Genomic DNA, 16,637 nt, shown 5'->3' with positions numbered 1-16,637 from the left:
AATTATCAATAATTATACCACCCTAAATTTACTTTGTGATAATTTTAATTTTCTTGTTCTGGCTTTCCTAACAAGTTAAAATCAAGGTGTTTCTTAACTAAATCGGTATTTTTAACTTTAACAACAACTTCATCACCAAGCTGATAGGTCATACCTGTATTTCTTCCAACCATAGCAAATTGATCTTGATCGAAAGCATAATGATCGTCGGTCATATCACGCACACTTACCATACCTTCACATTTATTTGAAATGATTTCAACATAAATACCCCAGTCGGTTACTCCTGAAATCACCCCAACAAAATTTTCGTTTTTATGGTCTTCCATAAATCGGATTTGCATGTACTTTATAGAATCTCTTTCAGCACGTGTAGCCAAACCTTCCATGTTACTGGAATGGTTACATTTTTCTTCGTAAACGTCTTCATTAGCCGATTTTCCGCCATCTAAATAATGTTGTAATAAACGATGCGCCATCACATCTGGATAACGACGAATGGGTGAAGTAAAGTGACTGTAATAATCAAAAGCCAAACCGTAGTGCCCAATATTATGGGTGGTATATTCGGCTTTACTCATACTTCTTATCGTTAAAGTATCGACTAAATTTTGCTCCTTTTTACCGTTTACTTCCTGCAATAAATGATTCAAAGAAGTGGCGGTTGTTTTACGATCTTTAAAATTAAGTTTATAACCAAATTTTGAAACAATGCCTTGTAAATTAGCAAGTTTACTATCGTCTGGCTCATCGTGAACACGATAAACAAAAGTCTTTTTAGGGTCTTGTTTTCCAACAAATTCCGACACTTTACGGTTTGCTAAAAGCATAAACTCTTCAATCAATTTATTCGCATCCTTACTTGTTTTAAAAAACACACCAACGGGGTTTGCTTCTTCATCTAAATTGAATTTTACTTCTACTTTATCAAAAGAAAGCGCTCCAGATTGCATTCGTTTACCACGCATGATTTTAGCTAATTCATCCATTTTAAGAATGGCATCGGCTAATTTCTGATCGGTTTTATAAGCTTCTCCTGTTAAAGAGACTTCAGCAGGAATGTTGTTGGTTTTCGATTCTAAAACGGCTTGTGCTTCTTCGTAAGCATAACGGGCATCACTGTAAGTTACCGTTCTACCAAACCATTGATTTTTAATTTCAGCTTTATCATTCATTTGAAACACCGCCGAAAAGGTATATTTCTCTTCATGCGGACGTAAAGAACAGGCCTTATTAGAGAGTACTTCTGGTAGCATAGGCACCACACGATCTACAAGATACACCGAAGTGGCACGCTCGTAAGCTTCATCGTCTAAAACCGTACCTTCTTGTAAATAATGCGAAACATCTGCAATGTGAATACCAATTTCGTATAAGCCATTATCTAAAACTTCAAAAGATAAAGCATCATCAAAATCTTTAGCATCTTTAGGATCAATGGTAAAGGTTAAATCCTTTCGCATGTCGCGACGTTTGGTTATTTCTTCTTCAGTAATGGAAGTATCTAACTGATTTGCAAACTGTTCTACTTCATAAGGAAATTCATGAGGTAAACCATATTCAGCTAAAATCGCGTGAATTTCGGTGTTATGCTCGCCTGGTTTCCCTAGTACTTGCACCACTTTTCCGTAAGGTGAATCGGCTTTTTCAGGCCAATCTTCTAATTTTACTAAAACTTTATCACCGTCTTCAGCTTTAAAGGTTTTATTGATAGGAATAAAAATATCTTTGTACATTTTATTACTATCTGCAATTACAAAAGCATATTTTTCATGCAATTGAATCACCCCAACATACTCCAATTTTGAGCGTTTAATAATATTTGTAATTTCACCTTCTAACTTGCCGCGTCTTCTACGTTTGTACACATAGAATTCTACTTCGTCATCATGTAAAGCTTTATTAATATTATTTGAAGCAATAAACACATCATCTTCAAAATCGTCACAAATAATATAACCATTGCCTTTAGCGGCTAAATCGAGCCTACCGGTATGGTATTCTGAGTTAATAACGGCTTTAAATTTACCACGTTCTACTTCTTCAATTTCTTGTTTGCCTTGTAAATCGCGTAATTTTTTTATGATTTGATTTCTACTACTGGCATCGTTTACGCCAAGTTTAGCGGCGATTTGCTTGTAGTTGAAAGACTGGTTTCTTTCTTTTTTTAAAATACTTAAGATCGTATTTGATAGGTTGGAAATCCCTTTATTCTTGGATTTTCCTTTTCTTTTTCTAGTCATTTAATATTGTAATTTATTCCTTTGAGATCTCGATAGTCATCGGGACAAGAGGAATCTATTATTTCAGTTATAAATTCATTCCGATGTAACAGAAAGAATTTATGTTGTTAAAATAGCACTAATTAGGAGAAGAATTGCTATATATTTCCAACAAAGCTACGTTTTTAAAATTAAACGAATATTTCCTTAAGTTTAATTTATATCAAAGTCAATTTTTTAAATCGTAATTCAAAAACTAACGACAACTTCCTTTCTCTTAACAATACTCAAAATTTAGAGTTATCCACACTTATATATATATTATTATTTTTCTTTTAAAATTTAAAAAAACAATGGTGGTTATTATAGGGTGTTAATAACTGGTATAACTTTTTTAAGTTTTATTTTGATGGTATTAAGTTTACGGTTTGTTAATAGGTTCTTAACAATGATATTTCGATTAATTGTCTAATTTTAAGTCTTTTTCATTTTTATATTCACAGTTGTTAACAACCAAAACCCAGACGAGTTTATTCATAAGTTTTTTTAATTTTGTGTTCATAGTGAACAATTTTTAGGCTGATAACATCGCTAAAAAAAATGAATTAAAAATTTGCTTTTTAAGTTCCGGTTTTTGATTGGAAAAATAAATGGATATTCAATATTTTTCTTTTAGAAAGTAATAAACAGTTATTAACAACTCATCCACATTTTAATACACATGGTTTATAATTACTACCTTTGTACAACAATACAATATAAGATATAAACATGACAATCTCAATAGGTAACGACCACGCAGGAACAGAGTATAAATTTGCAATAAAGGAACTCCTTGAATCTAAAGGATATACCGTAAATAACCATGGTACCGATGCTCATGATAGTGTAGATTATGCCGATTTTGTACACCCCGTAGCTAGCGATGTTGAAAATAACACCTCTACTTTTGGTATTTTAATTTGTGGAAGCGCCAATGGTGTAGCCATGGCCGCGAACAAGCATCAAAAAATTCGTGCGGGTTTATGTTGGACTAAAGAAATTGTTCACCTTATAAGAAGTCATAACAACGCAAACATATTATGTATTCCGGCAAGGTTTACAGCTATTCCGCAAGCTTTAGAAATGGTAGATGTCTTTTTAAATACCGAATTTGAAGGCGGAAGACACCAAACAAGAATTGATAAAATTCCGGTGTCTTGCTAAATGAGTCATTCTCATGGGCATCATCACACTCATGATCATCCCGATTTAAAAGGTCGGAACCTCGTTATATCCATACTTTTAAATATTGTTATTACGGTAGCACAAGTTATTGGCGGACTCCTATCTGGTAGTTTGGCCTTACTTAGTGATGCTTTACATAATTTTAGCGATGTTATTTCGCTTATTGTTAGTTATATAGCTACTAAACTGGTTAGAAAAAGAGCCTCTTACCAGCGTACTTTTGGTTATAAACGTGCCGAAATATTAGCTGCTTTTATTAACGCAGCCACATTAATTGTTGTGGCTATTTTGTTGATAATTGAAGCGGTTAAACGTTTTCAACAACCTGAAGAAATAGCATCTGAATTAGTCATCTGGTTATCTTTAGTGGCTATTTTAGGTAATGGTTTTAGTGTGCTTTTACTTAAGAAGGATTCTAAAAGCAATATGAATATGAAAAGCGCCTACATTCACTTACTTACCGATATGATGGCTAGTGTGGCGGTATTGGTTGGCGGACTTCTCATGAAGTATTTTCAATTGTTTTGGGTAGATAGCGTCCTTACTTTAGCTATTGCCGTTTATTTAATTTGGATGGGTTTTGATTTACTTATTAACTCTACCAAAGTGCTCATGCTTTTTACACCAGATTCGGTGCCTATAGAAAAAATTGTAGCTGAAATTAATACTTTTGAAAGTGTTAAAAATGTGCATCATGTGCACGTTTGGCAATTAAACGAAGATGAAGTACATCTAGAAGCCCATATCGATTTTAGTCATGATATTACCTTATCTGAATTTGATACCATTTTACAGAATATCGAGCAACACGTCTTTAAAAAATACCATATCAATCACGTGAATATTCAGCCAGAATATAGTTACGATGATGCTAAAGACGTTATCGTTCAAGATTAAATTCCTGCGAAGGCAGGAATCTCACGATTTAAATACGATAATTTCAAACTTATACATTTTTAGAGAAAGTAAATAACTATTTTCCGTATCAAAATCTCAACCTCGACACCGTTCTGTCTGACATACTACGTACATTTTAACTCAAATAAACCTCCCCATGCTTAAATATAAAATCAAAACTTTTGAAGATTTAACCACTACAGAACTCTATAAACTGCTTAAATTAAGAAGTGAAGTTTTTGTGGTAGAACAAGACTGTGTGTATCAAGATATTGATGGTAAAGACGATAAAGCCCTTCATGTTTTAGGGTATAAAGGGAAAAAACTTGTGGCTTATACGCGAATTTTTGAACCCGGATATTATTTTGAAGCTTCTAGTATTGGGCGCGTTGTGGTGGCTAAAAATGAACGTGAACACAAATACGGTTATGAACTTATGGAAACGTCTATTGAAGCTATTAGAATTCATTTTAAGGAAACGAAGATTAAAATTTCAGCCCAATATCATTTAAAAAAATTCTATAATAATTTAGGTTTTAAAGAAGTAGGCGATACTTATTTGGAAGATGATATTCCACATATTGCGATGTTTAGATCATAAGATATTCAGTATTTATTTTTTAAGTTTATCTTTTAATATAAAAAATAACCAATGCATCATTTATTTAAAATCAGTTTTTTAATAGTATTCTTAAATTTTAGTTATTCAAATGGCCAGTCTAAAAAACAGATTGAAATTAATGATATTTTCCCATGGTGTGTGGTTTCTTTTGATGCTTTAGAGCGTCAACCACAAGACCGTATTAGCATGCTTAAAGCCATGGGGTTTTCTAAATATGGTTATAATTGGCGTGAAGAACATCTGGATTATATTCAAGAGGAATTTGCATTAGCTAAAGAAAATGATATGGATATTGAATCTATATTTCTATGGTTAAATGCAAAAAGAGATAGCATAGGAAAGTTAAGTCCGTTAAACAAAGCCTTGTTAGCAAAACTTAAAGCTGTTGAAAATAAACCAGATATTTGGTTGAGTTTTAGTGATAATTATTTTAAAAATTTGAGTCAAGAAGATGCCTTAAATCGTGCTATAAACTATATTACATTTATAAAAGAAAAAACTGATGCTTTAGGTGTTGATTTGGCTTTGTACAATCACAGTGGTTGGTTTGGCAATACCGATAATCAAGTTGAAATTATAAAAAGATTACCAGATTTTAATTTGAAAATTGTGTATAATTTCCACCATGCTCAGGAAGATTTAGACGACTATAAACACGTATTTAAAAATATAAAACCTTATTTAACTTGTGTGAATTTAAATGGTTTACGTAAAGATGGTCCTAAAATTTTAACCCTTGGTGAAGGTAATTATGAGTACCCTATGATTAAAAACTTGTTAGATTTGGGATATGACGGACCCTGGGGTGTATTAGGACATATAAAAACCGAAGATGTCGAACAGGTTTTAAAAAGAAATATGGCTGGTATACAAATGATAAATGAAAAGTTAATGCAGGAGGAAGATTAAAGGTCGTTAAGATTATTTCACATTATCGTCAACATAAGTAATGACAATTTCCACACGACGGTCAAATTTAGGGTCACCACCTAAAGGAAATTTTCTACGCATACCTAAATGTCTCATGCGTCTTTTACTTACGCCTTTTTTAGCAAAATAGTTATAGACATATTCTGCTCTAGCTTCAGATAAATTACGTTTTTTAGTTTTTCTATTTACCGCATCACGTGAGTTTTGTGTGCAACAAACATGGCCTTGAATGGTAAAATAGATTTCTTTTCTATTAACTAAAGCATTGGCTATTTCTTCAAGTGTTTGTTTAGATCCTGGGTTCATTGCTACCTCACCAGTTTTAAATAAAATGGTATTGAATACTATTTTATCTCCTTTTTTACCTTCATTTATTAATTCAACGGTTGTTTTTTCTTTTTCGATTATTGGTGGTTCAATTTCGGCTATTGGTTCAGGAATTGGTTCAGGGCGTTTAGGTTCTACTATAATTTCAACTTTTCGGTTTAAACCTCGAATTTTTAAAATATCCTCTTCTTTAACAATTCTAAGCAAAATTTTGCCTTTACCATCTACATTTGTAATTAGACTTTCGCTAATTTCATTGTTAGAAAAAATGCTTTTTATCGCATTGGCACGTTGTTGTGAAAGGATTAAATTATACGTATCGGCACCACGGTCATCACAAAACCCGTAGATGGAAATCGATGCTATTTCAGTATCATTTAAATTGGAAATAAAAAGTAGTAAACGGTTCTCTTCGGTACTAGGAACGTCGTATTTATCGGTTTCAAAATAAACCTCATGTGTAAGGGCGCTTTGTGAAAAAGCAGACACAGATTGAAGTATTATTAATATAAACACTAATAATTTAGACATAGTAGGGAGTTCTATCGATATAAATATAATATTTTTAATCGAAAATTAAACTAGAAGTCTGTGTATCTGAATATTTTATAGATGAAGTGAAATTTTAGCAATAAAATATTCATATTGAAATAAATAAGTTGAAGATTTTCTACCTTAAATAACTTTGGTAAGAGGTTGAATTGCTTAATATTTCTGAAGCTTTTTTAATTTCAGTATCATGTATTTTGTAATAATTATATAAGCCTTCACGGTATACGTAGCATTTCACAATATCTTCCGTTAATAATTCTAATAAATAGGCTTTATTTTCATCTATTACGGTGTTTTTAGAGCTTTTTAAATGATTTATAAGCGCATTATACTCTTTTTCAATATTATCATTTAAAGCTTCCTTTTTAGAGGTTTCAAAAGCTTTCTTTAGTGCTTTTTCAGTTTCAGTTTCAAAGGAGAAATCATGCGTTTCTAAATAACTTTTGAAGTTTGAAAAATCTTTATCTGTCAAGGTGAAATTGTTAATATCTTCAATTTTATGATTATAATAATAATCTACAGCATAATTAAAAATTAAATCACTATCCTGAATAGCCTTTGTAATGGTAGGGTTTTTTGTAGCACCAATCGCTACATCTGGAAGTACACCACCTCCATCAAAAACTTTACGACCATTCTTGGTTTTAAACTCATGATAATTTTCTTGTTTTACACGAACGGCTTCGCCCTTTTCATTTCGATTCCAATAATCTAAAGATTGTATACAACGTCCTGAAGGGGTATAATAACGTGAAATCGTGATTTTAACTTGAGTCCCGTAAGTGAGTTGTTTAGGACGTTGTACGAGGCCTTTTCCAAAGCTTCGCGCACCTACAATTACAGCACGATCTAAATCCTGTAAGGCACCCGATACAATTTCACTTGCCGAAGCACTAGCGCCATCTATTAAAACTACTAGAGGTATTTCTGTATCTATAGGCTGATTTTGAGTAATGTATGTACGGTTGTATTTTTTTACCTTCGATTTTGTAGTCACCACAAGCTGTCCTTTTGGTACAAAAAGATTTACAATTTTAATGGCTTCATTAAGTAATCCACCAGGGTTTCCTCTTAAATCTAATATGATTTTTTTGGCCCCTTGCGCTTTTAAATCACGCAAGGCATAATTTGTTTCAAAATATGCTTTATTACTAAAACGACTTAAAACAATGTAACCTGTTTTATCATTAACCATCGAAAAATGTGGTACAGCTTTAATATCTACTTCGGCCCGTTTTATGGTCGCGGTATGTGTTTTTCCTTGGCGTAAATATGTGACTTCCACAGAAGAATCTGAGGTGCCTTTTAATAAATCGCCAGCATGATCTTTATATCCAGCAACTAGCGTATTGCCAATTTTTATGATTTCATCACCTGGTTTTAAACCCGCCTTATCTGCAGGGTAATCCTTGTAAGGTTCAATGATTAATAATTTATCTTTTAAAGTTTTTATACGGGCACCAATACCGGTATAATCGCCAGTATTATTAATTCGAGCAGCTTCAACATCTTGCTCGTTCATAAAGTTTGTGTAAGGATCTAGATCGGCTAACATACTCTTAATAGCCGTATCCATGAGGTCTCCAGGATTGGTTTCATCCACATAGTTCATGTTAAGTTCTTTAAACAATGTGGTGAAAATTTCAATCTGTTTTGCTATTTCAAAAAAATCATTTTTAAACGCCGATGTGGTTAAAAACACAACACCAACTATAACTGGAATTACAATTTTTTTATTGAAGATTTTTTTCATGTAATAGATTATTTTTCTGAAACCTGACTTCTAAATTTTTCAAATAAAAGTGTCATACGTTTTTCCAATTTAACATATTCTGGTTTGTCTTTACCAATGTACAAAATCATAAACGCATAGGGCTGACTTAAATTGTTAAAATATGAGGCTTTGTTTAGTCGGTATACTTCACGCATTAAACGTTTTATGCGGTTTCTATCTACAGCCAATTTAAAATGACGTTTACTAACAGAAACACCTGTTTGTGCAGGAATGTTAGTTTCAAAAGTAGTAGGCAAAAATACGAGTCGCAGCGGATATGCCGAAACCGATTTTCCTTCAGCAAACAATTGCTCAATAAGTTTTTTGCTTTTAAGTTTTTCTTTTTTATTAAAGGTAAAGCTCAATTGGTGTGTTTTAAAGCTCAAAGGTAATGAAATATAAAAGCTGGTTTTTAATTATCTTATTTAAGCACTGTAAATTTTTTGAAGGTTCTTATTCAGTCATAAGTCTTATATACGTCACCCTGAACTCGTTTCAGGGTCGCATAAAAGTACTCACATTGAGCTTTATGTGATACAGAATTTCAGCTTCCTATTCTAAATTTGAATTCACATAACTGCGATCCCAATCTTTCCAAACGACTTCATAACCTTGAGATTGAATCATTTTTTTGATACTTTCTGTAGACCGCTCATCTGAAATTTCAAATTGTTCTAACGATTGTGGTTCTACGGCATATCCCCCTGGGTTGGTTTTAGATTCTGCGCTAATAGAGGTGATACCCAATTTAATAATGTTGTTTCTAAAGGTTTCACTTTCGCGCGTAGACATCGATAATTCTACATCTTCATCCAATAAACGGTAAGCACAGATAAGTTGTACTAAATCAATATCTGTCATTTCTACCTTAGGTTCTACATCGCCTTGGTGCGGACGTAATCGTGGAAATGAAATGGAGTATTTTGTTCGCCAATAGGTTTTTTGAAGGTATTTTAAATGTAAAGCGGTGTAAAAACTATCTACACGCCAATCTTCTAATCCGAATAAAGCACCTAATCCAATTTTATGAATACCAGCCTTTCCTAAGCGGTCTGGGGTGTCTAATCGGTAACTGAAATTCGATTTTTTTCCTTTCGGATGATGCACTTTATAGGTCGCTTCATGATACGTTTCTTGATACACTAAAACAGCGTACAAACCTTCCGCGATAAGCGTTTCATATTCATCTTGATCTAAAGGTTGAACTTCAATACTTATGTTTGAAAAATGTTTTTTAACCAGTTGAATGGCATGTTTTAAATAAGATACACCAACGGTTCTATTGGCTTCTCCAGTTACTAACAAAATATGATCGTAGCCTAAACTTTTAATATGTGCCACTTCTTTTAAAATTTCGGCATCACTTAAGGTTTTCCTCGGAATTTTGTTCGTCATACTAAATCCGCAATAGGTACATATATTTTGACATTCATTAGACAAATACATGGGTATATACATCTGAATGGTATTCCCAAAACGCTTTTTAGTAAGCTGATTACTACGTTGTGCCATTTCTTCTAAAAAAGGTGTCGCGGCTGGCGAAATAAGGACTTTAAAGTCGTCTAAAGTTATTTTTTCCTTAGCTAATACGGTTTGAACATCTGCTTTGGTAAACGCATAGATTTCTCGCTCTAGAGTGTCCCAATCGTATGTATTGTATGTGTTTTTGAATGTGTTCATTTATTATGAGTAGTTAAGTAGTTAAGTAGGTAGAGAAGTTAACTCCTTCAACTCCTTAACTACTGATATTAAGAAACGAAGTCAACGGGCTACTGGCTTCTGCGTGTTGTTTTACGGGTGCTAATTTTGCGTTATATGCCATTCTTCCTGACTCTACGGCCATTTTGAAGGCTTTCCCCATTTCTATTGGATTTTGAGACACGGCTATGGCGGTATTAACCAGAACGGCATCGGCTCCTAATTCCATGGCAAATGCAGCGTGTGAGGGGGCTCCTATTCCCGCATCAACAATAACTGGTACATTGCTTTGTTCGATTATAATTTCTAAAAAGTCGTTTGTTTTAAGGCCTTTATTACTACCTATTGGTGCGCCTAGAGGCATCACGCATTGTACGCCAACTTCTTCTAAACGCTTACACAGTACAGGGTCGGCGTGAATGTATGGCATCACTACAAAACCTAATTTCACCAATTCTTCGGCAGCTTTTAAGGTTTCAATAGGGTCGGGTAATAAATATTTTGGATCGGGATGAATTTCTAACTTCACCCAATTGGTTTTTAAAGCTTCACGTGCTAATTCTGCAGCAAAAACAGCTTCTTTTGCCGTTCGAACCCCTGAAGTATTTGGTAATAAATTAATATGATTTTCTTTTAAATGAACTAGCATATCATCCGATTCATTGTCTATTTCAACACGTTTTAAGGCTACAGTAACAAGCTCACTTTCTGAAGCTAAAATACTGTCACGCATTAAACTTGAATTACTGAATTTTCCTGTACCTGTGAATAATCGTGATGTAAATGCTTTATCGGCTATTTTGAGAGTATCTGTCATTTTTTTTTTGAGGAGTTAAGAGGAGTTAAAATAGGAGTTAAGTAGTTATAGTAGTTAAGTAGTTAAAATAGGAGTTAAGGAGTTATAGTAGTTAAGGAGTTTTTGGTTTCCATACTTGTTCTTCTAAATCGTCTGAACTTTTTAAGAGTTGTTTAAAGACATTGATATTATTAAAATTTTTAGTGATTGCTCCTGAAACTGCTATGCCGTAAATACCTGCTGTTAGTAATTCTGGAATATCATCTGTTGTTAGTCCGCCTATGGCTATTATTGGTGTTTCTGTTTTAAGTGATTCTATAATGGCTTCGTAGCCTTTTAAACCTAAAACAGGACTTAAATTATCTTTGGTTTCAGTAAACCTAAATGGACCTAAACCGATATAATCTACTTTTTTGTTAATGAGGTTTTCACAGTCCTTTAGCGTATTGGCGGTACCACCTACAATTTGCCATGAGTACAATGCTTTTCGTGCTATTGAAGGACAGGTGTCCGATTTTCCTAAATGAACCCCATCAGCTTTAACTTCTTTTGCAATTTTATAATGGTCGTTTATAATTAATCGGGTTTGATAATGTGCGGTAATTTCTCTGGCTTCTTGTGCTGCTTTTAAAATCTTTTTTTCTGAATAATTCTTCAAACGCAATTGCACCAATTCGGCTCCAGACTGACACGCTTTTTGAATGTTCTCGATGTGCGCCTTTGGCGTTTCGCCTTGTGATATGTAGTGTAATTTTGGAATCATTTTTTTTTAGGAGTTATTAGGAGTTAAGGAGTTATAGTAGTTAAGGAGTTATTAGTAGTTCGAGTAGTCTAGGAGTTAAGTAGAATTCTTTTAATTATTTATTTTTCTTAAGATGCCTTGACAATAGGCGTTTAGCATTTTACTAACTTCTTGGATTAAATCTGTTTGTTTTTTATTGTTTTCTACATAACCTAAATCTTTTGATAGTATTAAAAAATATCGACATTCTTCCAATGATGCTTGTGAAAAATTATAAAAACGTAGTTTTTCTTTCGGACTTCTACGTTTGTAGCCTTCCGCGATATTAGCTGTTATTGAAACTGCGGCCCTCCTAAATTGAGACGTTAAACCGTAAATTTCTTCTTTTGGAAATGCCTTACTCATTTTGTAAACCTCTAAAACAAATTGATGGCCTTTTTGCCAAACTTTTAAATCTTCAAAACTTTTAGTCATTTCCATAAGATAACTTTATTCTCCTTAACTCCTAGACTACTTAACTCCTAAACTACTTAATTACTTAACTCCTAATAACTCCTAAATTCAGACTCCCGCAACCACCATTTGGTGTGTTCCTAGTAGGCCTTTGCTGCTCCGTAAATAGGTTTCTATGTAAATTTTAGTGTTAATTGCTGCATCTTTTATTGGGTAATTTAAAGCGATATTACATGCCAAACTAGAGGATAAAACACAACCGCTACCGTGTTTTTGATAGACTGTTTTATAGATAGGAAAAATTTCAATGGCACTTGTTTTATCGTAATACAATTCATCCCAGCCTTTTAAGTCTGAACGATGCCCACCTTTAAGATAGATTTTTGTAAATTTTGAAATATGTTCTATCGTTTTGCTAATGTTTAAATCAGGATATAAACTCTGAATTTCATCATAATTTGGTGTTATAATAAAACACTGTTTCCAAATTTTATCTAAGATTTCTTGATTTTCGTTATAATGGAAATCGAATCCAGAACTGGTTTTAAAAACAGGATCTAAAACCACTTTTATTTTTGGGTTTAGTTCATGTAACTTATCTAAAATTTGAGATAAGGTAATCCAGTTTTCTACAATACCTATTTTAACTACTGGAATATGAAAACGTTCAAAAAGCGTTTCAATTTGTGACAAAATAATGTCTAGGTTTGTCCAAATAGATTGTTTAAAATTCGTATCATTTTGAACCGTAATTGTGGTACAAACTGATAGTCCATAAAATCCGTGGGCTTCAAAGGTTTTCAAATCGGAAGTAATTCCGGCGCCTCCAGTGGGGTCGTGACCTGCAATACTTAATACATAATTATCAACTAACGATGTATAATTTGCAGTAGATGTGGTGTAATTTTTTTTCATACTATAAATTAGTTTAGTTAAATTGATAATAGCGTAGGTCGGACATCAATAGGGATTTTTATAATTCCAAGGTGATAAAATTGTAGGCCCTCTGGGGAGAGAGATATCCTGTAACAATAAAGATTTCTAGTTCATATTTTAATATTTGTTGTTTTTTTAAATTAACAAGGCTGCGAAAATACATATTTTAACGTTATAATATTCTTACAATTATGATTTTATGTGTATTGAGAAATACGTCTTACTTATTTATTCTTTTTTGTTGAAAATTTATCATAGTTTTTAAAGTTCCAACGGGATTTTCACTATGCCATATACCTCCTAAAACGCCAACACCTTTATAGCCTAGTTTAGTGAATTCAGTGAGGTTTTCTGTTGAAACACCACCCATACCAATTATGGTTTTATCAATATGGTTAACATCAAAGCCTCGGCCTTTATAACCTGCTTTTGAAATGGATGAAAACACCGGACTCAGTAAATGATAATCGAATTCGAAATAACAGTTTTCTATAGCTTCAGGCTCGTGAAAGGATGAACTTATCGTTTTACCAAACATGTTGAGATGTTTAAAATACTGCCCTGGATTATCGATATGATCGATTCGTTTTTGCTCTTGAAAATGGATGCCTTTTAAGTTGAAATCGTTTATTAATTCATGAAAATAATGGACTACTACTCTATTGTGATATTGTTCATCAATTTGATTTAAATAATCACGATATGCTTCTATAGTTTTATTTGGTTTCCTTAAATGATAGTACTGCAAACCTTCTTGAAATAGCTGATGTAGTATTTCAATTTCGTTTGGAATATCATTTTCTGGAGCTATTAGAATGATCATATTTTTTAATGAATAATTAATAATTAAAAATGAAGAATGAAAAGGTATCTAATTTTTCATTCTTCATTTTTAATTTTTCATTACAAATAAACCTCTGATCCTTTTTCTATAAATTCTTGAGATTTCTCCTCCATACCTTTTTGAATGACTTCGTTATCTACAATATCATTTTCGGCGGCGAAATCGCGAACTTCTTGTGAAATTTTCATTGAACAGAATTTCGGTCCGCACATCGAACAGAAATGCGCCACTTTTGCGCCATCGGCAGGAAGCGTTTCATCGTGATATTCAAGAGCACGTTCTGGATCAAGACCTAAGTTAAATTGATCTTCCCAACGGAACTCGAAACGCGCCATACTCAAAGCATTATCACGGTGTTGAGCGCCTGGGTGTCCTTTGGCTAAATCGGCAGCATGAGCGGCTAATTTATAAGTGACCACACCTACTCGTACATCTTCTTTATTTGGTAAACCTAAGTGTTCTTTAGGCGTTACATAACACAACATGGCGCAACCAAACCAACCAATCATGGCGGCTCCAATACCTGAAGTAATGTGGTCGTAACCTGGTGCAATATCTGTTGTTAAAGGACCTAAAGTGTAAAATGGCGCTTCGTCACAAACGTCAATTTGTTTCTCCATATTTTCTTTAATCATGTGCATTGGCACGTGACCTGGACCTTCAATAAAGCACTGTACTTCGTGTTTACGAGCAATTTGTGTTAACTCACCTAAGGTTTCTAATTCGGCAAACTGCGCTTCGTCATTGGCATCGGCAACCGATCCTGGACGTAAACCATCACCTAAAGAAAAAGCAACATCGTATTGTTTTAAAATTTCGCAAATGTCTTCGAAATGCGTGTATAAGAAACTTTCTTTATGATGTGCTAAACACCATTTTGCCATGATGGAACCACCACGAGACACTATACCCGTTACACGGTTGGCCGTCATTGGCACGTATCGTAATAAAACACCGGCGTGAATGGTGAAATAATCAACCCCTTGTTCAGCTTGTTCGATTAAAGTATCGCGGAAAATTTCCCAAGTTAAATCTTCGGCCACACCGTTTACTTTTTCTAAAGCTTGGTAAATAGGCACTGTACCAATTGGCACTGGTGAGTTACGAACAATCCACTCGCGGGTTTCATGAATGTTTTCACCTGTGGATAAATCCATGATATTATCGGCACCCCAACGGCAGGCCCAAACGGCTTTTTCTACTTCTTCCTCGATAGATGAAGTTACGGCGGAATTACCAATATTAGCGTTTATTTTTACTAAGAAGTTTCGACCTAAAATCATAGGTTCAGCTTCTGGGTGATTGATATTTGAAGGAATGACTGCGCGCCCTCTAGCCACTTCCGAACGTACAAACTCAGGGGTGATTTTTTCTGGAATAGACGCTCCAAAATGTTCACCTTTATGTTGCTTTCTAATCTCGGTCATCTCGTCGATTCGTTGGTTTTCACGAATGGCGATGTATTCCATTTCAGGAGTGATGATTCCTTGTTTTGCGTAATGTAACTGGGTAACATTTTTGCCCTTTTTGGCGCGTAAAGGCTTTTTTAATAATGAAAAACGCATGTGGTCTAAACTGGTATCGTTTAATCGCTCGTTTGAGTATTCAGATGAAAAACCATCCAATTGCTCCACATCACCTCGATCTTGAATCCAAGGTTCACGAATTCTTTCAATACCCGCGTGGATATTGATCTCCTTATTAGGATCGGTGTACGGTCCAGAAGTATCGTAAACGGTTACAGGTTCGTTAGGCGTTTTCTTTTTCGTCATCGAATCGGTTGTGTCGCTTAACGAAATCTCACGCATGGCCACTTTAATTTGTGGGTGAATTTTTCCTGGAACGTAGATTTTTTCGGAATTAGGAAACGGTTGTCTCGTAATACCATCTTGTTTTGGTGCGGTGTCTTTGTTTTTCATTGTTGTGGTGTTCCCTCTAATTCCCAAAAGGGGGGAATAAGAGTGTTAATATTTTTGAGTTTTTTAATACGTTTAGGTTCCCCCATTTGGGGTTAGGGCGCTTTACCCACCCTGAGTCGCTTGTATAATTAAAATATTGTCGTTTTCTGAAAAATGTTGGGAAGCCCAAACCTCTTTTGAAATGATCGCGCTGTTAATAGCCACCGCAATACCATTTTGTGGGGTGTTTAGTTGTTCAAGTAATTGAAGAATATTGAAGTCTTTAGCGACTTCCAAGATGTTCTCGTTAACCCGTATTTTTATCATTTCACAGTCATTTTTTAATTATGCTGTAAATTTTAAAGGCTTGAGAAATATGGCTTTGAAAAGAAAAAGTACGCGTCGTACTTTCACGAAAAGGTGTGTAAACACATATTGCAATGTGCTTTTCAACTTTTCCCTTCGACGGTACTAACCGCATCAGGTTCAAAGGGTTTTTCTCAGTTCTACAATTAGAACACCCCTAAAGTTTACGCGGCGAAGATATTAAAAAATAAATCGGGTTTTCAAGGATTGTCTTATCTTTTTTGTGATTGAGGGGTTAAGTATTTTATTATCTAGTTAAGGGTTAAAACCCTGCAATTTCATTGCAGCTACTTTAGTTTCTATAAATGTTTTAGTTTTGTTATATGTGAAATTATTATCTAGTTAAGGGTTAA

General features: G+C 33.9%; 16 protein-coding genes and 1 riboswitch. Of the genes, 4 read left to right on the top strand and 12 right to left on the bottom strand.

Annotation, left to right across the window (positions count from 1 at the left end; all coding sequences use genetic code 11):
• Positions 1-44: 44 nt before the first annotated feature.
• Positions 45-2,243, bottom strand: a complete 2,199-nt coding sequence (gene rnr / locus KO493_RS03080; RefSeq protein ID WP_216066483.1) for a ribonuclease R — start codon at positions 2,241-2,243, stop codon at positions 45-47.
• Positions 2,244-2,993: 750 nt separating this feature from the next.
• Here rnr and KO493_RS03075 point away from each other — a divergent pair.
• The 4 genes from KO493_RS03075 to KO493_RS03060 all read left to right on the top strand — a co-directional run bounded on the left by KO493_RS03075 (position 2,994) and on the right by KO493_RS03060 (position 5,877).
• A complete protein-coding gene (locus KO493_RS03075; protein WP_216066482.1) occupies positions 2,994-3,428 on the top strand; it encodes an RpiB/LacA/LacB family sugar-phosphate isomerase in 435 nt (144 codons plus the stop codon).
• Complete coding sequence (locus KO493_RS03070; protein ID WP_216066481.1) at positions 3,429-4,346, top strand: cation diffusion facilitator family transporter; 918 nt, start codon at positions 3,429-3,431, stop codon at positions 4,344-4,346.
• Between the two features lie 157 nt (positions 4,347-4,503).
• On the top strand, positions 4,504-4,947 hold the full coding sequence (locus KO493_RS03065; protein ID WP_216066480.1) for a GNAT family N-acetyltransferase: 444 nt from the start codon (positions 4,504-4,506) through the stop codon (positions 4,945-4,947).
• Between the two features lie 51 nt (positions 4,948-4,998).
• Positions 4,999-5,877, top strand: coding sequence for a sugar phosphate isomerase/epimerase family protein (locus KO493_RS03060; protein ID WP_216066479.1), 879 nt, complete (start codon positions 4,999-5,001; stop codon positions 5,875-5,877).
• 12 nt (positions 5,878-5,889) lie between these two features.
• On the opposite strand, the gene KO493_RS03055 is transcribed toward KO493_RS03060, so the two are convergent.
• The 11 genes from KO493_RS03055 to thiS form a co-directional block, all read right to left on the bottom strand.
• On the bottom strand, positions 5,890-6,756 hold the full coding sequence (locus tag KO493_RS03055; protein ID WP_216066478.1) for an OmpA family protein: 867 nt from the start codon (positions 6,754-6,756) through the stop codon (positions 5,890-5,892).
• 139 nt (positions 6,757-6,895) lie between these two features.
• Positions 6,896-8,530 (bottom strand): S41 family peptidase, encoded by a 1,635-nt coding sequence (locus KO493_RS03050; protein ID WP_216066477.1) that lies wholly within the window; start codon positions 8,528-8,530, stop codon positions 6,896-6,898.
• 8 nt (positions 8,531-8,538) lie between these two features.
• Positions 8,539-8,916 (bottom strand): ribonuclease P protein component, encoded by a 378-nt coding sequence (gene rnpA / locus KO493_RS03045; RefSeq protein WP_216066476.1) that lies wholly within the window; start codon positions 8,914-8,916, stop codon positions 8,539-8,541.
• Positions 8,917-9,103: 187 nt separating this feature from the next.
• Positions 9,104-10,231 (bottom strand): 2-iminoacetate synthase ThiH, encoded by a 1,128-nt coding sequence (thiH, locus tag KO493_RS03040; RefSeq protein ID WP_216066475.1) that lies wholly within the window; start codon positions 10,229-10,231, stop codon positions 9,104-9,106.
• 55 nt (positions 10,232-10,286) lie between these two features.
• Entirely contained in the window at positions 10,287-11,066 is a 780-nt protein-coding gene (locus KO493_RS03035) for a thiazole synthase (protein ID WP_216066474.1), read from the bottom strand.
• A 91-nt stretch (positions 11,067-11,157) separates the two neighbouring features.
• On the bottom strand, positions 11,158-11,808 hold the full coding sequence (thiE, locus tag KO493_RS03030; protein ID WP_216066473.1) for a thiamine phosphate synthase: 651 nt from the start codon (positions 11,806-11,808) through the stop codon (positions 11,158-11,160).
• A 90-nt stretch (positions 11,809-11,898) separates the two neighbouring features.
• A complete protein-coding gene (locus KO493_RS03025) occupies positions 11,899-12,267 on the bottom strand; it encodes a four helix bundle protein (RefSeq protein ID WP_216066472.1) in 369 nt (122 codons plus the stop codon).
• An 81-nt stretch (positions 12,268-12,348) separates the two neighbouring features.
• Complete coding sequence (locus KO493_RS03020; protein ID WP_216066471.1) at positions 12,349-13,155, bottom strand: hydroxymethylpyrimidine/phosphomethylpyrimidine kinase; 807 nt, start codon at positions 13,153-13,155, stop codon at positions 12,349-12,351.
• 241 nt (positions 13,156-13,396) lie between these two features.
• Positions 13,397-13,999: a thiamine phosphate synthase gene (locus KO493_RS03015; RefSeq protein WP_216066470.1), complete on the bottom strand. Its 603-nt coding sequence runs from the start codon at positions 13,997-13,999 to the stop codon at positions 13,397-13,399.
• An 80-nt stretch (positions 14,000-14,079) separates the two neighbouring features.
• The gene (thiC, locus tag KO493_RS03010) at positions 14,080-15,939 is read right to left on the bottom strand and encodes a phosphomethylpyrimidine synthase ThiC (protein WP_216066469.1); all 1,860 of its coding nucleotides are present in this window, start codon (positions 15,937-15,939) and stop codon (positions 14,080-14,082) included.
• A gap of 102 nt (positions 15,940-16,041) precedes the next feature.
• Positions 16,042-16,245, bottom strand: coding sequence for a sulfur carrier protein ThiS (gene thiS, locus KO493_RS03005; protein WP_216066468.1), 204 nt, complete (start codon positions 16,243-16,245; stop codon positions 16,042-16,044).
• 113 nt (positions 16,246-16,358) lie between these two features.
• A riboswitch (TPP riboswitch) is annotated at positions 16,359-16,453 on the bottom strand.
• Between the last annotated feature and the right edge of the window lie 184 nt (positions 16,454-16,637).

Source organism: Pseudotamlana agarivorans (genome assembly GCF_018860245.1).
GTDB classification, from domain to species: Bacteria; Bacteroidota; Bacteroidia; order Flavobacteriales; family Flavobacteriaceae; genus Pseudotamlana; species Pseudotamlana agarivorans_A.
Note: the sequence above shows the minus strand (reverse complement) of the source record. Positions and strands in the feature narration are given on the sequence as shown.